14 protein-coding genes and 2 pseudogenes are annotated in these 19902 nt (G+C 71.1%); 4 read left to right on the top strand and 12 right to left on the bottom strand.

Translation table 11 applies throughout. The features are described from left to right. Positions 1-240 (bottom strand): annotated as a pseudogene (locus ACWDR3_RS40705) (RNA polymerase sigma factor SigF); the annotation flags it as partial. Between the two features lie 139 nt (positions 241-379). Here ACWDR3_RS40705 and ACWDR3_RS40700 point away from each other — a divergent pair. Then, positions 380-958 (top strand): GNAT family N-acetyltransferase, encoded by a 579-nt coding sequence (locus ACWDR3_RS40700; protein ID WP_450357637.1) that lies wholly within the window; start codon positions 380-382, stop codon positions 956-958. 43 nt (positions 959-1001) lie between these two features. On the opposite strand, the gene ACWDR3_RS40695 is transcribed toward ACWDR3_RS40700, so the two are convergent. Together ACWDR3_RS40695 and ACWDR3_RS40690 are read right to left on the bottom strand one after the other, a co-directional pair. Beyond that, the gene (locus ACWDR3_RS40695) at positions 1002-1763 is read right to left on the bottom strand and encodes a class I SAM-dependent methyltransferase (protein WP_450357641.1); all 762 of its coding nucleotides are present in this window, start codon (positions 1761-1763) and stop codon (positions 1002-1004) included. Between the two features lie 49 nt (positions 1764-1812). Continuing rightward, positions 1813-3402, bottom strand: a complete 1590-nt coding sequence (locus ACWDR3_RS40690) for an FAD-dependent oxidoreductase (protein ID WP_450357636.1) — start codon at positions 3400-3402, stop codon at positions 1813-1815. A gap of 62 nt (positions 3403-3464) precedes the next feature. On the opposite strand from ACWDR3_RS40690, the gene ACWDR3_RS40685 reads away from it, so the two are divergent. Next, positions 3465-4205, top strand: coding sequence for a TetR/AcrR family transcriptional regulator (locus tag ACWDR3_RS40685; RefSeq protein ID WP_450357635.1), 741 nt, complete (start codon positions 3465-3467; stop codon positions 4203-4205). Between the two features lie 395 nt (positions 4206-4600). Then, positions 4601-5197: a LuxR C-terminal-related transcriptional regulator gene (locus tag ACWDR3_RS40680; protein WP_450357634.1), complete on the top strand. Its 597-nt coding sequence runs from the start codon at positions 4601-4603 to the stop codon at positions 5195-5197. A 55-nt stretch (positions 5198-5252) separates the two neighbouring features. Here ACWDR3_RS40680 and ACWDR3_RS40675 read toward each other — a convergent pair whose 3' ends face one another. The 9 genes from ACWDR3_RS40675 to ACWDR3_RS40635 form a co-directional block, all read right to left on the bottom strand. Next, the gene (locus ACWDR3_RS40675) at positions 5253-7055 is read right to left on the bottom strand and encodes an ATP-binding cassette domain-containing protein (protein WP_450357640.1); all 1803 of its coding nucleotides are present in this window, start codon (positions 7053-7055) and stop codon (positions 5253-5255) included. A 20-nt stretch (positions 7056-7075) separates the two neighbouring features. Beyond that, positions 7076-8773 (bottom strand): ABC transporter ATP-binding protein, encoded by a 1698-nt coding sequence (locus ACWDR3_RS40670; RefSeq protein ID WP_450357639.1) that lies wholly within the window; start codon positions 8771-8773, stop codon positions 7076-7078. Between the two features lie 259 nt (positions 8774-9032). After that, positions 9033-9161 (bottom strand): mycelium formation morphogenetic lantipeptide SapB, encoded by a 129-nt coding sequence (gene ramS / locus ACWDR3_RS40665; protein WP_149551904.1) that lies wholly within the window; start codon positions 9159-9161, stop codon positions 9033-9035. A 35-nt stretch (positions 9162-9196) separates the two neighbouring features. Next, positions 9197-11803 carry a class III lanthionine synthetase LanKC gene (gene lanKC / locus ACWDR3_RS40660; protein ID WP_450357633.1) on the bottom strand — a complete coding sequence of 869 codons (2607 nt, stop codon included), beginning with the start codon at positions 11801-11803 and terminating at the stop codon, positions 9197-9199. A 262-nt stretch (positions 11804-12065) separates the two neighbouring features. Next, positions 12066-12302 (bottom strand): hypothetical protein, encoded by a 237-nt coding sequence (locus ACWDR3_RS40655; protein WP_450357632.1) that lies wholly within the window; start codon positions 12300-12302, stop codon positions 12066-12068. 78 nt (positions 12303-12380) lie between these two features. Continuing rightward, the gene (locus ACWDR3_RS40650) at positions 12381-15356 is read right to left on the bottom strand and encodes a glycoside hydrolase family 2 TIM barrel-domain containing protein (RefSeq protein ID WP_450357631.1); all 2976 of its coding nucleotides are present in this window, start codon (positions 15354-15356) and stop codon (positions 12381-12383) included. 58 nt (positions 15357-15414) lie between these two features. Then, a complete protein-coding gene (locus tag ACWDR3_RS40645; protein WP_450357630.1) occupies positions 15415-18144 on the bottom strand; it encodes a glycoside hydrolase family 38 N-terminal domain-containing protein in 2730 nt (909 codons plus the stop codon). A 26-nt stretch (positions 18145-18170) separates the two neighbouring features. Further along, positions 18171-18968 (bottom strand): carbohydrate ABC transporter permease, encoded by a 798-nt coding sequence (locus ACWDR3_RS40640; RefSeq protein WP_450357638.1) that lies wholly within the window; start codon positions 18966-18968, stop codon positions 18171-18173. Positions 18969-19024: 56 nt separating this feature from the next. Next, positions 19025-19795 carry a carbohydrate ABC transporter permease gene (locus ACWDR3_RS40635; protein ID WP_450357629.1) on the bottom strand — a complete coding sequence of 257 codons (771 nt, stop codon included), beginning with the start codon at positions 19793-19795 and terminating at the stop codon, positions 19025-19027. 13 nt (positions 19796-19808) lie between these two features. Between ACWDR3_RS40635 and ACWDR3_RS40630 the strand changes: the two are divergent. Continuing rightward, positions 19809-19902, top strand: a pseudogene (locus tag ACWDR3_RS40630) (ATP-binding protein); the annotation flags it as partial.

The following is a 19902-nucleotide window of genomic DNA, read 5'->3' as shown; positions in this document are numbered from 1 at the left end:
GCGGCGGGCCGCGAAGGCGACCAGGGACAGGTTCATCTCGATGAGGGTGTTGCGCGCGTACTGGTACTCGCGGGTGCCCTCCTCCAGAACCTGCAGCCGGTCCAGGAACAGCCGGGACAGCGCGCGTGCGTCCTTGGGCGCGACCTTGCCGCCGTCCTCGATCCAGGGCAGATCGTCGGTGGCCTCGGCTGTTCCTGTCGTGCGGTCGGTCGCTTCGCGAGCGTTCACGGAGGAGGTCACGGTTCCGCCTTAGCTGGAAAGCAGGGTAGACGTCTCCTGCCCGCTCTCACCGCAACCATGTCCATGAGGACCCCACCACTTCTGCCACCGCCGAAGCCCGTGCGTGCAAAGCCGTTGAACCGCTCGCCCTGTGCTGGGCATGATCGACTCTGTGGACACCTACCTGGAGACCGAGCGCCTGACCCTGCGCCGCTTCACCGCCGACGACGCGGACCTGCTGGTCGAGTTGGACAGCGACCCCGCGGTCATGCGCTATCTGACCGGGGGCAGTCCGACCGCTCCGGACATCGTCCGCGAGCTCCATCTGCCGAGAATCATCGCCGGCTACGAGAGATGGCGCGGCGATCTCGGACTGTTCGCCGCGCAGGAGAAGGACGGCGGCGCGTTCATCGGCTGGTTCTGCCTGCGTCCGGAGCAGGAGGGCCCGTTGGACGAGGCCGAACTCGGCTACCGGCTGCGGCAGGCGGCTTGGGGCAAGGGGTACGCCACCGAGGTCTCGCGGGCCCTGCTGGTCAAGGCGTTCGCCGGGCTCGGTCTGCGCATGGTCTGGGCGGAGACGATGACCGTGAACCGCGGTTCGCGCAATGTCATGGAGAAACTCCGCATGGCGCTCGCGGACACCATCCCCACTCCTCCCGACATGGAGGTGATCGAGGGCTCCGAGCACGGAGGCGTGCGGTACGAGATCACCAAGGAACAGTGGGAGCAGCAGCAGTAGTCACTGTCGATTCGTGATCGGTGGCGGCCGGTCGAGGCCGTGCCTACTTGTGCGCTGTATAGACGGTCGCGGTCATCGGCGCCGTCACAGGACCGGTGCCGAGGTCGTCCGTCATCGTCTGCGTGACGGCGGACCGGAGGGCCTGCGCGTCCTCGCGGTCCTCCAGGGCGGCGCTCACCGGTGTGCCGGTGAGGAACCCGGTGGCGACGGAGGCCGCCGACTCCGCGACGCCTTCCAGAGTGACCTCCTCGGCGGCGGCCAGGGTCAGCCCGGCGGCCGTGAGGTCCGCGGTGACCACGGCCGGATCGGAGTACCCGTGGGGCACGTCCTTGAGGAACGAGGGCGCCGCGTCGGACATGGACTGGTCCAGGGCGGCCTGGAACGCGGCCCCGAACCCGTGCGAGGGCAGCGGACCCCAGCTGTTGAACAGGAACCGCCCCTGCGGGGCCAGAACCCGGCGCACCTCGGCGTAGGCGGCCGGCCTGTCGGGGAAGAACATCACCCCGAACTGGCACAGAACCAGGTCGAAGCCACCGTCCTCGAAGGGCAGTTCCTGAGCGTCCGCCTGCCGCCATTCCGCACGTGGCTCGCGCGCCGATCCCGCGGTGACCATCGCCTCGTTGAGATCGGTCGCCACGACCGAAGCCGTGGGCACCGCGTTGAGCAGGGCCGAGGTCAACGCCCCTGTTCCGGCGGCGAGTTCGAGGACCGTGCGGGGCCGCAGCGCTGCCGCCCGCGCGGCCAGGTCGGCGGCGAAGGGCCGGAAGAAGACCGGCACCAGGTGACGTTCGTAGGCCTCGGGCATGGACCGTGTCCAGCGCCGGTTCGCATCGTCTGAGCTCACATGACGGACATTAGTCCTGTGCGGACGACGGCGCGCCCGCCCATCGGTGCAGGGCGGTTTCGAGGCCGGTGACGGCGGCGATGTCGACGGTGTCGGAGGCCCAGGCGACCACCCCGTCGGGGCGCACCAACACCCCGGCCGGCGTTGCCTGTTCGTCGGTCACGCTGCTCACCCGACCGGCCCAGGCCCCGGCGAGTCGGCCGAACGCGCCGTCCGGACTGCGGTCGAGCAGCAGGAACCCACCGCCGTGACCGTGGTCGACCAGCCGGGACCCGTCCTTCAGCCACACGTCGGGGACGTACCGCCCGACCAGTGGATGATCACCGGGCAGGTCGATGCGCTGGTCGACTCCGGCGATCTTCTTGACCGCGTACGTCGTGCCGTCCCGAGTGCCCAGCAGATCGGCGACGACCTCGCGCAACGCGGCCGACCTGGCGTCCCCGCGCAGTACCCCGATCTGGGCCCGCGTCCAGTCGAGGACCCAGGCGCCGAGGGGACGGCGTTCGGTGTCGTAGGTGTCGAGGAGCCCTTCGGGCGCCCATCCGGCGACCATGGCACCGAGCTTCCAACCGAGGTTCATCGCGTCGCCGAACCCGAGGTTGAGTCCCTGACCGCCGAACGGCGAGTGCACGTGGGCGGCGTCACCGGCGAGCAGCACCCGCCCCGACCGATAGGCCGCGGCCTGGCGGGCGTTGTCGGTCCAGCGGGTCGCCGCGCCGCGCAGCGCGGTCAGCGTGACGTCGGTGCCCGAGACCCGGCGCAGAGTGGACTGCACCTCCTCCAGAGTCACCGGCGCGGACCGGTCGGCGGGCGGGGCGCCGAACTCCACGGTGACGACCCGCCCGGGCTGCGGCCCATGGCGATACGCACCCTGGGTCGACCACGCCCATCCGTCCGCGAGCTTCTCCGGGTCGGCGATGTCGGCGACGGCCAGGTGCCCGGCGAGTTCGGGGTCGGTGCCGGGGAAGTCGATGCCCGCGAGACGGCGCACGGTACTGCGGCCGCCGTCGCACCCGACCAGCCACCCGGTGCGTACCGTGCCGGCGGTGGTGTCTACGAGCACCCCGTCGCCGGTGTCCTCCAGCGCGGTGACCTCCACCCCGCGACGCACCTTTACGCCCAGTCGTTCGAGGTGTTCGGTCAGCAGCGCCTCCAGCTCACGCTGCGGCACCAGGCGTGCTCCGTCGGCTGCGGTGTGCGCGGCGAGGTCGGGATCGGACCAGTCCACGAGGTCGGCGTCGAGGACGATCCCCGCGAAGTGCCCGGTGAACCGAGAGTCGGGCGCTCGCCGACCCTCGCCGACCGCCGGAGCCTCACCACCCGGCCGGCCTTCACGGGGTGTCCGATCCTGGGCCAGGTGGGCGAACGAGCCCATCCGGTCGAGCAACTCCCGCTGCACCTTCTCGGCGGCGGGCAGCAGGCCGCGGCGGTCGAGTGCCTCGGCCGTCGGCACGTTGATCGACCCTGCCTTCACGGCCTCGCTCGGCTCGGCGAGTCGTTCGAGTACTTGCACCGTCGCCCCGGAGAGGATCAGCTCGGCGGCGAGCCCGAGGCCCACCGGCCCGGCGCCGACCACGGTCACGTCCACATCTTGATTCATGTTCCTGTTCACGAACACTGTTCTAGTTTCGAACAGTGTTCGTGTCAAGTTATAGTGGTCGGGTGAATCCGAGAGAGCGACGCGCGGCGCGCCACCAGCCGCCGAACCCCGAGGCCGAGACCGCCCCCAGGCCCCGGCGCCGCAAGGCCCCGATCACCGTGGAACAGGTCGTCGACACCGCGCTGTCCGTCATTGCGACGGAGGGCTACGAGGCACTGTCCATGCGCCGACTGGCCGGCGCACTCGACACCGGCCCCGCCTCGCTCTACGCCCACGTGGTCAACAAGGCCGACTTGGACGAGCTGCTGATCGGCCGGTTGTGCGCCGGCCTCGTACTGCCTGATCCCGACCCTGATCTCGCGCCCGATTCCGCGGCCTGGCGGGAGCAGATCCGCAGCGTGTGCACGCAGCTGCGCGACCAGTACCTGAAATACCCCGGCATCTCCCGCGCCGCGTTCGCCATGGCCCCCACCGACCTGGAGATCCTGCGCGTCACCGAAGGAATGCTGGCGATCCTGCTCGCCGGCGGCGTCGCCCCGCAGACCGCCGCCTGGGCCATCGACGCCCTCCTGCTGTACGTGGCCGCCCACTGCCTCGAAACGTCGATCGCGCACCAGCGCGCGGCGCACGACGACGTCGCCTGGGTCGTCGACCGCGACGAACTCCTGCGCCGATTCACCTCGCTGCCCGCCGAGACCTTCCCCCACACCACCCGCCACGCCACCGAACTCACCGCGGGGGAGGGCCACGACCGCTTCGACTTCACCCTCGCCCTGATGATCGACGGTCTCGCACACCGCTAGGACGCTTCCTTTCGCGCCACATTGGGCACCGGCGATTTTCGGCCGGAGCCCGGGACCGGCCGAAATCCCTGTCCGGCCGTCCGGCTTCGCAGGCACGGCCGGTCCTGGGTGACAGGGACCGCCCCCGCCAGGCCCGTACGTGGCACAAGGGACCGCCGGTCACTGTTCGTCCGGGCGAGGCCGTCCCGTGGATGGGTGTCTTATCCGCCCTTCTTCGCCCGGGCGTACGCCCCCGCCCCAGCCCGAAGGAGCGCCGAAGACGGCGGATTGACCCCGGTTCGGTCCGCACCTGAGGACGCGTCGTGTTCCGCCGTACCGGATACGGGCACTTGGTCCGTTGGCCGCGGGGAGCCGGCTGCCGGAACGGGACAGCCGCCGACAGGGGGATGGAGAAGATGGTTCGTACTCTCGTGGTGCATGACGAGAAACTGCTGAGCTCGGCGTTGGTGCAGTTACTGAGATCGGACGACACGCTGGAAGTCTCGTCGCTGTGTCCCGACGCCGACGGCCCGGATCGCGAAGCGCCGTGCGCCGACGTCTGCGTCGTGGACGGCGAGTGCCTGAGGGACCCGGACCAGGGGTGCGGCGAGCGCCTGAGAATCCGGTGCGGGGACCGGCTCGTCGTCCTGACGACGGCCAAGCGGCCGGGGGTGCTGCGCCGGGCGTTCGAGGGGGGAGCCCTCGGCCTCGTCGACAAGAACGCCCCGGCGCATCGGCTGATCACGGCGGTGCACACGGTCGCCAGGGGGGAGCGCTTCCTGGACGAGTCGCTCACCGTGGCCCTGCTGAAGGGCTCGGAGATGCCTCTGACCACACGCGAACTGGGCGTGCTGACCATGGCGTCCCAGGGAGCGCCGATCGCCGAGATCGCGGCGGGCCTGCACCTGTCCCGTGGAACGGTCCGCAACTACATGGCCACGGCGATCCGGAAAGTGGGCGCCCGCAACCGGGTCGACGCGATACGCATCGTCCAGAACGCCGGCTGGACGTGACCGGACGCGCACATGGCCACGATCCCGACACCGCTCGGTGCGCGCCGGGCCGCGGTCACAGCGGTCGGGACGAGCCCGCCCGCCAATGACCCGTCAGGTCGCGATAGAGAGGCGAACGGCTCAGCAGTTCGTCGTGCGTGCCACACATCGCCCGTACGCCGTCCAGGACCAGGATCCGGTCGGCGCGGACTGCCGAGGACAGCCGGTGCGCCACCACGAGGAGCGTTCCGGGCCGCGCCGCGAGAGCCTCCTCCGCGCGGGCCTCGGACGCCGGGTCGAGGTGACAAGTGGCCTCGTCGAGCAGGAGCAAGGGGGCGGAGGACAGGTACGCGCGGGCCAACGCGATCAACTGCGCTTCCCCCGGGGACAGTTCGGCGGGCCGCACCGGGCCGTCGAGTCCGCCCAGGCGCTCGACCAGTGGGTCCAGGCCGATGACCCCGACGGCGGCGGCGAGTTCGCCCCGGTCCACGTGCGTGCGCAGATACGCGAGGTTGTCGCCCACGCTGCCGGAGAACACGTAGGCCTCCTGCGGGACGAGCACGCGCAGTGCGGAGAGTTCGGCGACGGCGCGTCCCGTCACCACGTGGCCGGCCACGCGTACTTCGCCGGCGCTCGGCGCGAGCGTCCCCGCGACGAGGCGGGTGAGGGTCGATTTGCCGATGCCGCTCGGGCCGACCACGGCAAGGTGTTCGCCCGGGGCGACGCGCAGGTCGAGCGCGTCGAGGACGGGCTCGGCGTGCACGCCGTACGACAGGGTGACGGATCGCAGTTCCACCGCCGGGGCCGTGGGGCGGCTCGGCACCGAGCGGGTCGGAACGGCTTTCGACACGTCAGGCAGGTCCGTGACTCTCGGCGCCGCGTTCGGCACCGGGCCGAGGACCCGGTCGAGGACGACCAGTAGTCGGGCTCCGGCCGCGCCCAGTGCGGTCATCAGCGTGTGCAGGGCGGGCAGCAGGGACTGGACGAGGTAGGTGAACGCCCCCAGCAGGGCGCCCGTGCTCACTCCCCGGCCGCGCAGCCAGGGCACCGCGATCAGCAGGGTGAGGACGGGCAGGTCGGCCGCGACACCCAGGGCCGCCGTACGCACCGCCGCCCAGTAGGCCAGGGTGCGGGCCTGCGCGGCGGCATCCGCGACCAGGTCCGCGCCGCGCCGTTCGGCGTCGGGCGCCGTCCCGCAGGCGGTGAGGTCGCGCAGCGCCGCACGGGACCGCGCCGCGTGATCGCCGAGGGCTTCGTCGGCCGCCAGGGCGCGGCGCTGGGCCGCTGCCATGGGCCGCAGTGTGCAGAGGAAGAGTGCGAGACCACTCACCATGGGCGGCAGGACCACCACGAGCAGGGCGGGGTGGAGCGACAGCAGGCCGAGCAGGGCTCCGGCGGCGGTGAAGACGAAGGAACGCAGGGTGAGGACGAGACCGGCGAAGCTGTCCCGGGCGATCTCGACCTGGTTCGTCAGCCGCGAGACGGCCGCCCGGTCCCTGCCACCGGGGCCGCCTCCGGCCGCCCTGGCCATGGAACGGTCGACCGCGTGCCGCACCAGCCCGTCACGCAGCGGCTCCGTCAACCCGGCGAGCTGTGCGAACACCCCCCGGACGACCCGGGCGCCGGACAGTACGCCGACCAGGGCGACCGCGAGCCAAAGCAGTCCCCGGCGCGGGTCACCGACGAGGAACCCCTCGTCGACGGAGCGGGCGACCCCGTAGCCCACCAGGAACGCCTGGCCCGACTCGGCCAGCGACCAGAGCGCGAGCCGCGCCAACACGCCCTTGCGGCGGGCGAGGAAGCGACGCGCGCGCGGTGCGAGACGGCTCAGCGCACCGGCCCCGTCGTCCCGGATCTTGTCGGAGTCCGAGACCCGCACGCCGCGGTACCCGGCGGACGTCACGGCCGCACCTCCTCGGGTTCATGACGGCGTACGAGCCCTTCGTCCGCCGGTGTCACGGCATGAACCCCGCTCCCGTCGGCCCCGAAGACCGCCCGGTAGCCGGCCGTGTGCCACAGCTCGCGGTGTGTCCCGACGGCGCGCACCTCGCCCGCCTCCAGCCAGAGCACCAGGTCCGCCCGGTCCGCGACCGACGGGCGGTGGGCGACGACGAGCCTGGTGCCCCGCCGCACCGAGCGGCGCAGTGCCCGGTTCACCTCGTGCTCGGTCGCGGTGTCCAGACTGGACGTGGCGTCGTCCATCACCAGCAACCGCCCGGCGTGCGCGAACGCCCGCGCCAGTCCGAGACGTTGGTGTTCCCCGCCCGAGAGCGGCGCCTCCGGCAGCGGGGTGCCGTAACCGCGCGGCAGCCGTCGTACGAAGCCGTCGGCGCCCGCCGCGCGGGACGCTTGCCGTACCTCGTCGGGTGCCGCGTGCCGTGCCCCGCCGGCGACGGCTTCGGCGACCGTGCCCTCGCCCAGGACCGGACGTTCGAAGGCGTACGCCACCTCGGTGCGCAGTGCCTCGCGCGTCAGGCGGTCGAGCGGGACGCCGTCCAGCAGTACGTGCCCCTCGTCCGGGTCGATCAGCCGCCCCGCCACGGCCGCCAGGACGGACTTTCCCGCCCCGCCGCGGCCGACCACCGCGACCGTGCCGCCGCCCGGCAACCGCAGGCGGTCGGCGCGCAGCACCTGCCTGCCGTCCCGCACCACACGTACATCGCGCAGTTCGAGCTCGCCGGCGCCGCCGGGAGGCAGCCGCCGTGATCCGTACGTCAGCGGGGGCATCGTCTCCAGCTCCCGGGTGCGGCGCCGGGCCTCGCGGGCGCGGACGAGCGCGCCGAGCAGCGTCGCGGCACCGCCGACGCCGGCGGCGAGTTGCGCGTACCGGCAGGCGGCGAGCAGGTCACCCACGCTCAGGTCGCCGGCCGCCAGTCGCAGGCCGCCGACCGCGGTGGCGGCCAGCGTCAGCAACGGGACGAGGACATTGCTCCTGCCGAGCGCCCGACCGTGCAGCGCCCACATGTGCCGGCCCTGGGCGGCCAGTTCCGTCAACGGCGCCAGGATGCGGGCGCGTTCACGGTCGCCGGTCCCCGCGGCGCCGATCGTGGCCGCTCCCTCCAGGGCCTCCAGCAGCCGCGAAGCGATCAGGGACTGCGTGCGCTGGTAGGCGGCGACCGAGGCGCCCGTGTCGCGGGCGAAGGACCGCAGCACCAGCGCCAGCGCGGGCAGCCCGGTCAGTACGCAGGCGGCCACCCACAGGTCGACGAAGGCCAGCGCCACGAGTGCGCCCAGCGGGGTGATCAGTGAGGCGCCGAGCGCCGCCCGGGCCGCCGGTGCGCCGCCGGCGTCCGTGGCGTTGAGGGTCAGGCGGGTCCCGACGTCCCCCGGCGGATGGGGGCGCGCGCTGTCGGGCACGGCGCGCAGCAGTCCGCGCAGCGCACGAGAGCGTATCGACGCCGTCCATGTGGCGTTGCAGCGTCCGGCGAACAGCGCGGTCAGACTGTCCAGCAGCAGTTCGCCCAGGAGCAGACCGGCGCTCAGTGGGAGCAGGCGGCCCGCGTCGCCGTCACGCAGCAGCAGGTCCAACGTGCGGCCGAGGACGAGCGGTTGGGCCACTGTCGCCGCGGCCGCGGCGACCGAGCACAGCAGCACCATCGCTTCCAGCGCGCGGCCGGGGGCCGAACCGTCGGTCCCTTCACGGGACTTGGGCGTCTGCCGTCCCCAGGGCCTGCTCGTTCGCACCAGCGCATACCTCCGTCCGTCCAGTGGGGACACCGGGCGCGGACTCGCGGATTCGGCAGCCCGCCCGGCCGTGGTGACCGCGCGAGCAGGCTTGGGCGCCCCGGGAGTTGACCCGGGGCGCCAGTGCCCGGCGACATGGCTCACCACGTCACCGTGGTCGGCAACTCCGGCGTCAGTTACAGGTGGTGACGCTCAGGCTGCTGTCGCCACAGAGCAGGAGGCTCGCGCGGCTACCGCTCTCGACGTCGCCCATGGCCTCTTCCTTGGGGGTCTCCATGGACTGCAGGTCGAAAAGGTTCATGACATTTCCTCTCGTGGGGGAGTGGATGTGTTTCTTCACGACCCCTGGTGGGGCCGAGTCTGTGGGCCGCCGCGGGGGCGCAGCGGCGGGAGGAACGGCAGCCCGGCGGGGGCGTCACCGAGGACGGAGGCGACAGCCAGCAGGCATCCGGCCGTTCCGGTGGAGAGGTCCATGGACAGGCGCATCATCTGCTCACCGGGAAAGGCGAGCCGGTCCGCGTAGGACATGGAGTGCCAGGAGAGCGCGTCGAGTTGGCGCCGGACGGCCTCCGGGCCCGTGCCGGGCGCCGTGGCCGTGGTGCGGCCGAGATACAGCACCATGCCGGCCACGCCCCGGTAGAGACCGGGCTGGGCGTAGAACATCGCCTGGGCCGCGGCCACGATCTCCTTCCTGGCCCGCGCGAACTCCGCGTCCTCGCGGTGCGTCAGGTAGTCGTCCAGCACCATGCCGATGCCCACACTGCCGGCGCCCAGGTAGGGCATCGTGCGCCAGCCCTCGTCGACCTGGAGCGCGCCGCCCGCGCCACGGACACAGCGGGCGAGGTCCTGGCGCAGCGCGTCGCGGGCGAGGTCGAGGAGGGCGCTGTCACCGGTGCGTTCGAAGAGCCGCAGGAAGAGCAGCGCGCGTCCCGTGGCGCCGTGCAGCAGTCCCGCGCGGGGGCGGGCGGGTTCGTCGCGCCCGCCCGGCAGGCCGGCGGCGGCGAGCTCGGCGCAGCGTACAGCCGCGGTGTGCAGTGCGGCCTCCCCGGTGGTGGCGGCCAGCGAGTCCAGGGCCAGGCCCAGTCCCGCGGTGCCGCTGTGCAGGTCCGGGGCCAGCTGGTCGAAGGGCTGGTCGAGCAGCAGCTCGGCGAGGTCGAGGGCGCGGTCGCGGTGGCCGAGCCGGTCGAGCGTCCAGGCGATCCCGGCGAGCCCGTCGTGGAATCCGAGCGGCATCCCCGAGGGCGGTTGCTTGGTCCGCTCCAGCAGCCACTGCTCACCGTCCTCGTCCCGACCCGCCCCGCTCTCGGCCAGGGCGTACAGCACTCCCGCCGCTCCGTGGCCGAAGGCCAGCCCGCCACCGGCCGTGGCGAACTGCGCGATGTCGCCGGGGAAGAGGCGGTCCGTGCGGGAGGGTGTCGCCGAGGCGCGAACGGCCTCGGCCATGGAGTCTCTGCTGCGGGGCCAGTCGTCCGGCCGCACCGGAACCACCGGGCCGACCGGCCCGCGCACCGCGGGGGCGCCGTCGACGCGCGTGATCTCGTCGACCGCCGCGTCCAGGAAGGCCCGGTCCACCGGGAACCGGTCCGCCACCACGTCGGCGAGGTGAGCCGCCTTGCGCCGGTCGACGGCCAGCAGACTCGTGAGCGGGAGGAACAGCGCGAGCCGCAGACACGCCAGCGCGTACCGGTCCACGGCCATGCCTCGCCGGTCACGAGGCGCCACGAACCCCGGGTTCGCCACGGTCTGCCGGCCCGGTTCGTCGACGGGGTGGGCCGCCTCGAAGTCCAGGAGGGCGATGCTGTCGTCGTCCCGGATCATGATGTTGAACAGGTGCAGGTCGTTGAAGACCACGCCCCGGGCGTGGACGTCCGCGACGGCGCGTTCCACGCGTGCGTGGACGTCGAGGGCCCAGGCGGTGTACTCGGCCAGTGTCCGCTCACTCGGGTCGGCCTCGATGAGCGGGTGCCGGCGGGCGAAGAAGGTGTTGAGCGGCTTGCCGTCGATGTACTCCAGGACGAGGAAATGGTGTTCCCCGATCGTGAGGTGGTCGAGCACCTCGGGCGTGCAGTCGAGGCCCGACAACCGTTCCAGTGCCCGGCGTTCACGGTGCAGCCGGGTCACGGCGTCGGCACCGTCGGCCGCCAGCCCGGCGTGCGGACGGGCCTCCTTCAGGACGACCTGGTCACCGGTGCGGTCGTCGCGGGCGAGGTAGACGCCACCGCCGTTGGAGAAGTGCAGGGCCGACTCGATGCTGTAGGGCAGGCCGGCCACGGTCACGGCCGAACGGGCGTCGAGGTGCTCGCGCAGGAAAGCGGGCGGATTCACCCAGTCCGGCAGGCGGAAGACCGGACCACGGAGGTCAGGCACCAGCACGCCGTCGGGACCGGTCACGGCCGGCCGTAACTCCCCTTCCGCGTCATAGCAGTTGCGGCGGGTGAAGCTGCCGTAGCGGACGTGGACGGGGCCGTCGCCGATTCGCAGGTCGCTGAGGATGTGCGGTCCTGGCTCACCGGCCAGCAGATCGGACAACTCCCGCACGAGCCGTTCGAACTCCGCCTCGTCGGCCGGGTACACGGTGATGAACTTGCCACTGCCGGCCCGGTCCGCGTATTTGGCGTTTCGCTGGTGCAACAGGTAGCGACTGGGCACGAACTTGAAGGCCGTGCCGCCGGCGACGCAGTACCGCCACACACGGTCGAGCACGGACTCCGCGTTGTCGAGGCAGGCGGAGACGTGGATCTTCCACCCCTGAACGGGCAGTTGGGCGTCGACCGGACGCAGAGCGAGCCAGTCCCCGCTCTCGTTGCGCTGCCATCCCCGCGGTACGGGCGAGGAGGCCGTGGCGTACCGGGAGCGACCGGCCCCGCTCCGGGAAGCCGTGCGGTGCGGAGCGTCGTAGAAGTACGGGTCCGCATCGCAGTACACGGCATAACCCTTGTTCATGCCATCTCCCTCGCCCCGTTCGCCGACGAGAACGACGCTGTCACGCGGGCCACCGCCCCGCACAGTTGCCGCTGTCATCACTCCGATGTGCGGAACGCATGGGTAACTTCGCGCGGAGAGGGACATCGGGAAGGGCACTGCGTGGACACGGCGGTGATCGCCGCGATCGTGCGGCCGAGGTCGTTCGCCTGGGCGTCCTCGGCCGCACGATCCGTGAGGTGCTTGAGCGGACGTAGGTTGACTCGTGCCCTGAGACGGTCAGTTACTGCCGAGCCGTACTCGTCGCCACGATGTCGATCGCGACACGAAGCGGTGTCTCCGCATGTCCGAGCAGCTCCCGGGTGATCGCTATCGCCTCGATGGTGCCCACACCCCGCTCGGCCAGCAAGGTCTGGACAGCCTCCATGCCCTCGCTCTCGAGGACTGGTCGGGACTCCTCGACCAGCGCGGTCCAGCGTGCTGCCTGCTCGGGGCGTAGTCCGGAGATGTGGTCGAACATGACCTCATCTTCCCGCGCCGAGTCGATGGGGTGCGGTGGGGGTGGGGGCGGGGAACGGGAGCGCGGCCACCCGAGACGTCACCCCGCCGTCATACGCAGCCTGATCGTCCGGGATTCAGGGCGCAACGCGAACTCGGGCCACACATCAGGCCCGCAGGCCCGTGAGCCGAGACCGTGCTGGGCCGCGTCGATGATCAGGTGGCTGCTCGTCGACTCGGGGAGTTCGAAGGGGTGTTGGGCCCGGGCGATCTCCTGCGGCGTATGACGGCTGAGCGTGAAGCCGGGGCGCCGACCGTGCGTGTCGGGGATCGCCACGATGCGCAGCACCTCGCCGCCGCCACTCGTCAGCGTCAGCTCGCGCACCTGGGAACGGTGCCCGGTCTCCTGCGGGCGCGGGTAGTCGACCGCGAGGTCGTCGATGCCGTCGGAGAAGCGCCCGGCACGTGCCGCGCGGAGACTGTCGGGATAGGACTCCAGCGGACCGAGGCCGAACCACGCGGCACCGTCCACGGGAGCCGCCCCGTCGGGCAGCTCGAAGCGAACACCGATGCGGGGCCACACCGTACGCCAGCCGCTCGACGGCTCGATCTCCACGCGCACTTCCAACTCGCCTTCGTCCAGCGACCAGTTGGACTCCACCGTCACCGACAGGGCGGTGTTCGCGGCGGAGACCTTGTCGACGGTGCGCAGCGCGTCCGCGGTCTGCTCCACGCTGATGCGCCGCGTGGTCAGCCGATCGAGGCCGTCGGCACGCCACAGATCGGCGTTGGACACCCCGGCGATGCTGGCGTCGCTGTTCTCGACCCCGTCCGACGGGCTCTCGTCGTTGTCGGTCGGCGCGCGGAACAGCTCCAGGCGCGGGCCGGTCACGGCCCGACCGGCGAGCCGGGCGAGGGACCCGTCGACGAACTCGGCGATCCCGAGCGAGAGCGTTCCGTCCCCCGGCTGCCAGCCGGTTCGTGGCCGGACGGCCGGGACGGGACGGCGTATCGAGCAGTCCAGTTGAGCGGTCGCGACCACATGCCCGGCCGGCGCCCAAGCGGTGTCCGTGGCCAGCACCGCGTCGATCGTCAGCCAGGTCTCCACGTCCGGGGCCACCGCGATCCGCGGCATCGCCACCCGCCCCGCCTCGCCCGCCGTGACGACCGGCACGTCCAACTCGCCGGATTCCACCGGTGTTCCGTCGTGCTCGACGTACCAACGGAAGTACAGGTCCGCCGTGTCGGCCGAGTGCCGCAGGTTGGTGATCGCGAGCTTGTCGCCGTCGAACTCGAAGCGGACCGGCTGCACGACCGCCTTGTACTCGTGGAGGCTCGGCGAGGGCACGTCGTCGCTCAACAGCATGCCGTCCATCACGAAGTTGCCGTCGTGCACGACCTCGCCGAAGTCACCGCCGTAGGCGTAGTACGGAGTTCCGTCCGGGGCGGTGGCCAGGATGCCGTGATCGCGCCACTCCCAGACGAAGCCGCCGTGCAGCCGCGGATACTCGTGCACGAGTGCCTCGTACTGGTCGAACGCGCCCGGTCCGTTGCCCATCGCGTGCGCGTACTCGCACAGCAGGAACGGCTTGGTGCGCTGCCGGGCCCCCTGCGCGGGGGTGCAGCCGAGCAGCGGGGCGCGAGAGCCGTCGATGCCGATCTGCTCGGTCTCCGGCACGGACGGGTACATGCGCGAGTAGACGTCGGTGTACTCGCCCGTGTAGTCGCCCTCGTAGTGCACGGGCCGTTCGGCGTCGCGGGCGTGCACCCAGGCCGACATGGCGGCGAGGTTGGCGCCGGTGCCCGCCTCGTTGCCGAGCGACCAGATCACGATGCTGGGATGGTTCTTGTCGCGTTCGACGGTGCGCTCGATGCGGTCGAGGTAGGCGCCGCGCCAGGTCGGGTCGTCGCTCGGGTTGCCGACCCAGCCGACCTTGTCGAAGCCGTGGGTCTCCAGGTCGCATTCGAGGACGACCCAGAAGCCGAGTTCGTCGGCGAGGTCGAGCAGCCGTGGGTGCGGCGGGTAGTGGCTGGTGCGGATGGCGTTCACGTTGAACCGCTTCATCCGGGCCAGGTCCTCGCGTGCGTGCTCCTCGTCGAAGACCCGGCCGCGCTCGGGATGGGCCTCGTGCCGGTTCACCCCGTGGAACACGACCCGGCGGCCGTTGACCAGGAACTGGTCGCCCCGGATCTCGACCGTGCGGAAACCCACCCGCAGCGCGATGCTCTCCGCGGCCGTGGACACGGTGGCGTCGTACAGGCGGGGCCGCTCGGCGGACCAGGGCTCCACGAAGGCGATGTCCAGGGCGGCCACCTCGGCCGGCGTCGCCCAGACCTGCTCGACGCCGAGTTCGGGGATGCGCAGGGTGACCGGGAACGCCGACGCGTCGGCGGTGACCTCCGCGTCGACCCGCCCGCGGCCGTCGTCGAAGCCGGTCCGCAGCCAGACGTCCTCGATGCCTCCGGTCGGCCGGGCGAGCAGGGTGACGTCGCGGAAGATGCCCGGCAGCCACCACTGGTCCTGGTCCTCGACATAGCTGGCCGCGGACCACTGGTGCACCCGCACGGCGACGACGTTGTCACCCGTCCGCACGGCGGTCGTCACGTCGAACTCGTGGGCCAGCCGGCTGCCGCTGGCACTGCCGATCTCCACGCCGTTCACCCACACCCTGAACAGCGACTCGACCCCGTCGAAGCGCAGCACGACACGCTCGGCGTCCGACCAGTCGGCGGGGAGGTCGAAGTGGCGGCGGTAGTCGCCGGTGGGGTTCTCGTCCGGGACGTGCGGCGGGTCGATCGGGAACGGGAACTGGATGTTCGTATAGATCGGACGGCCGTAGGCACCGTCTCCCTCAAGTACCCAGTGGGAGGGCACGGGGAGGTGGTCCCAGCCGTGGTCGTCGAAGCCTTCGGCCGCGAAGTCCTCCGCCACCGATGCCGTGGGGGACAGACGGAAGCGCCAGGGCCCGTTCAGGGAGAGAGAGGGGGCGTCGGAGTGCAGCCACGAGCGCGCCGGGCGCAGTGCGCCACGCGCCGGTGCGGTGTCCGCAACATGGGGGGAGAGCTCGGTGAGCAAGAGGTCACGACTCTTTCTTCGTTGCAGGATGCGGTGCGAGATTCGGGGTCATGGCGGTCTACCGGAGCACGACGGTGCGGATCTCCCATGGCCCGAGGGCGAGTTCGAGCTCGTCCGTGGCCTGGGTGTGGGAGATCGGGCGGCCGAGCAGATCGACGGTGGCGGCCTCGGTGAAGGTGCCCGACACGCTGACGGTCGTCGCCTCGTCGCTCATCGCGGTCAACCGCACCTCCGTACCGGGCCCGTGCTGCTCGTCGGTGACCCGTCGGATGCTCGACACGTGGACGTCCTTGCCGTCGACCCGTACGCCGGTCTCGTCCGGGGGCAGTTGGCCTCCGGCGTCCCCGGTGCCTCGGGTGACGAGGACGTCGTTGCGGAACTCCTCGGCGAGAGCGACCGCGTCGGCGCCCTGCCAGCCGGTCGCCGAGGGGACGACGGCGAAGCGGTTCTCGATGCGCATACCGAGGTCCTGCGCACCGGGTGCGGGGATCTCGCTCGCCGCCGGTTCGTCGCGCAGGGGATGGATGTTGACGCTGATCGAGCCGATCGCGCGCAGCAGGGTGACGGCGAGTTCGGAGCCGCCGTCGACGAGTTCGTACTCGCTGGAGTGGTCGAGCAGGACATTGGCCTGCCCGGCCGACACGAACGAACTGGCCGGGAAGGTCGGCAGCGGGTACTCGCCCCAGCCGCCCTCGGCGGTCAGCCCGCGCTCGGTGACCGCGAACTGCCCTGCGGACGCTGAGGAGTTGACCGGCTCGGGCAGCGGCACGTGGAAGCGCAGCCGGTGGTCGGCGGACTGGTTCAGGAAGGACGTGGACACGCGCACGAACGGCTCGCCCGCGCGGACCTCCACGACCGTCTCCACCGGTGTCGCCACGGTCTCCTCGCCGCGCACATCGCGGTCGGAGGACAGGGCGGCGGGCCAGTCGTAGACGCGGGTCACGCGCAACCGCGAACGCAGGGGGCCGGTTTCGAGGAGCTCGACGGAGACCTCGTTCGGCTCGGCGACGAGGAAGTCGTGTGCCGGGGGAGCGTAGTTGTAGCTGTCGCCGCGGTCCCCGCCGTCGACGAGCCGGCCGACGCCGCGCAGCACGGTGCCGTCGGAGCCGGCCATGTCGAGGGTCCCGTCGGCGGCGATCGCGACCTCGACCAGCCCGTTCGCGAGCCGCAGATCGGTAGCCGTGGCGGGCGCGTACGGCAGGAGCGCGCCGGAGGCGTCCGCGCTCGGCGCGACCCGGAAAGCGGCCAGGCCGGAGGCGGGAACGCTCACGGGCACGAGCGCGGTGGCCCGGGCCTCTTCCAGCGTCAACACCCGCCATTCCCCCGGATGTTCGGCCGCGGCAGCGGCGACCTCGCCGCGCAGCATGAGGAGGTCGAACGGTCCGCTCGTCGGCACCTCGGCGAGGTGGAACACAAGCGAGTTCGGGGTGAGTTCGTAGTGGTCGATCAGTCGCCCGAACAACTCGCGGCGGTGGATCCGGCGCAGCACCCTCTCCAGTTGCGAGGCGTCCATGAGCTCGTCGCTGAGGACGGTCGGCGCCTCGGAGACCAACTGCACGGGATACGTCGATCCTTCGGCGTCCGTCGCGATCAGCGCGGTGCCCTCCGGCGGGGCCACGACGTCCACCTCGACCAGTGCCGTACGCGCCGACGGCAGCGGATTGGCGAACAGATGGCCGTCGCTCGGCACCAGGGCGGCGGGCTCGGTGAGGGCCGCGTCCCGCACGGCACGCGCCGCCTGTGCGGCCTCGGCGAGCCGGGCGGCGACCTGGTCGCAGGTCTCGTCGGTGCCGGAGCCGACCACCGAGTCATGGGCCGTCGACTCGATGATCTTGTGCCAGGCGAGGGAGAGGAACGGCGAGTCGTCGCGCCCGGACCACAGCGCGTTCATCCGCTCGGCGTGGTCGATGACGCGCTCGGCGGCGGCCATCCGCTGCTTGAGCCCGAGGCGTACGGAGAGCACGCCCGGGAGGATGTTGCCGCGCACATGACTGCGCAGTTCACCGGTGACGGTGGCCGTCACCTCGTCCCGCACATGCTTGCGGATGTACTCGTCGAGCGTCGCCACCGTGATGGGGAGGCCCTCGCCGGACGCGGTCCGCAGCCACGACGCCAACCTCGGGTCGGGCGCGTTGTGGTCGGTGCCGGCCATCGCCAACACCGGGTCCGTGCCCCAGCGTTCGGCGGTCATCCCGGCGTATTCGCCGAGCGCACGACCGATCTGGTCGGGCACCAGCAGGACGTCGAGGCCGTTGTCGTAGCCGTCGAAGAGGAACTCGGTGCGCACCTCGGAACCGTCCGGGGCGCGCCAGCGGAAGGCGTGGCCGTCGACGGAGCCGGGCACACCGCGCCACAGCGCCGCGTGCTCGATCCCGGCGCGCGCCAGGATCTGCGGCATCTGCGCGACGTGGCCGAACATGTCCGGCAGATAGCCGATGGGCATCGCGCCGCCGAGGCGCTCCGCGGCCGCCCAGCCCATCTGCAGATTGCGCACGATGGTCTCGCCGGAGCAGAGGAACTCGTCGAGCAGGATCAGCCACGGCCCGACGGCGAGCCGGCCCTCACCGACCAGGGCCACGACCCGGTCGCGGTTCTCCGGCCGCATCTCCAGATAGTCCTCGACCGCCGCCATCTGTCCGTCGACGGTGAACCGGAAATCAGGGTTCGACTCGGCTGTCTCCAGCACGGTGTCGAGGGCGGATACCAGTCGGTGCCGGAAGACCTGGAAAGGCTCGTACCATTCCCGGTCCCAGTGGAAGTGGGGCACGAAGACAGCCGAGTTGGGCATGGCGTTGGACACCTTCTGTGTGGGGGTCACTTGAGTGAGCCGGCGGCGAGGCCGGTGCGCCAGAACCGCTGCAGGAGCATGAACAGGATGATCACCGGCACGATCGACACCAGCGAACCGGTGATCACGGACTCCTGGAGGAGCGGCGACCGGGCGGTCTGCCCGTTCCAGGTGAACAGACCGAGGGTGATCGGGAACAGCGACTCCTTCTGGAGCATCACCATCGGAAGGAAGAAGTTGTTCCAGATGCCGACGAACTGGAACAGGAAGATGGTCACCAGCGCCGGCGACATCAGCTTGACCGAGACCGAGAAGAACGTACGGAACTCGCCGGCTCCGTCGAGGCGCGCGGCTTCGATGAGTTCCTGGGGCACGGCGGCATTCGCGAAGATTCTCGCGAGATAGACGCCGAACGGGCTGACGATGCTGGGCAGGAAGACCGCGAAATAGGTATTGACGAGTCCGGTCTCGGAGAACAGCAGGAACAGCGGCAGCGCCAGGGCGGTCGAGGGGACCAGCACACCGCCGAGAATGACCGAGAACAGGAACTCGCGGCCGCGGAAATGGAACTTGGCGAGCGCGTAGCCGCACAGCGCCGAGATCAGGGTGCCCACGGCCGCGCCCAGCACCGCGTAGATGACGGTGTTGAGGATCCACCGGCCGAAGATGCCGTTGTTGAAGGAGAACAGGTTGCGCAGGTTCTCGAACAGGTTGAAGTGCGAGAAGACCAGGCCGTTGGTGGAGGCGAGGTCACCCTGCGGTTTGGTCGCCGCGACGATCAGGAAGTACAGCGGCAGCAGGAAGTAGATCGCCAGCAGGAACATCAGGGCCAGTACGGCCGGACGGCTCACGCGGCTGTCTTTGACAGCGGGTCGGTTGCTCACAGGCCCGCCCTCTTGGAAGTCAGTCGCATGAACCCGAAGCTCAGGACGAAGGTGATGACCGCGATGACCACCGAAATGGCGGCGGCCTGCTGGTAGTTGTTCCCGACCGCCACCGTGTACGCCAGCATGTTCGGGGTGAACGTGCTGGAGATGTTCGAGGAGATCTGCCGCAGCACCGCGGGCTCGGAGTACAGCTGCAGCGTCCCGATGATCGAGAACACCGTGGTCATGACGATGGACGGAGCGATGATCGGGACCTTGATGCGCCAGGCGATGGCCCAGTTGCCGGCCCCGTCGATCCGCGCGGCCTCGTAGAGCTCCTGCGGGATGGACTGCAGGGCCGAGAACATGATCAGCATGTTGTAGCCGGTCCACAGCCAGGTCGAGATGTTCGCCGCCGACCACAGCACGGCACCGGGGCCGAGGAAGTCGGGGTGCAGACCGAGGTTGTTCAACAGGTCCACGACCGGGCTGAGTTGCGGCGAGTAGAGATACGACCACATGATCGCGGCGATGACGCCGGGCACCGCGTACGGCATGAACGCGGTGATGCGGAAGAAGCTCTTGAGCTTCAGCAGGGGCGAGTCCAGCAGCAGCGCCATGATCAGCGCGAGGAACAGCATGACGGGCACCTGCACGATGCCGAACAGTCCGATGCGGCCGATGCTGGACCAGAACTCGTCGTTCTGGAACACCTGCGCGTACTGATGGAAGCCGCCGAACGTCGTGTACGAGGTGCCGTACTGGCCGCCGGAGCGGCGCACCACGCGGAAGCTCTGCGAGATCCGCGACCCCTCCCGAGGCCTTCCCTGTCTGATGCCGGTCCAGGAAACGGACATCAGCGGCCGAGGCCTGTTCCTCGTCGACAAACTCT

The sequence above is a fragment of the Streptomyces sp. NPDC001002 genome, assembly GCF_053599215.1.
Note: the sequence above shows the minus strand (reverse complement) of the source record. Positions and strands in the feature narration are given on the sequence as shown.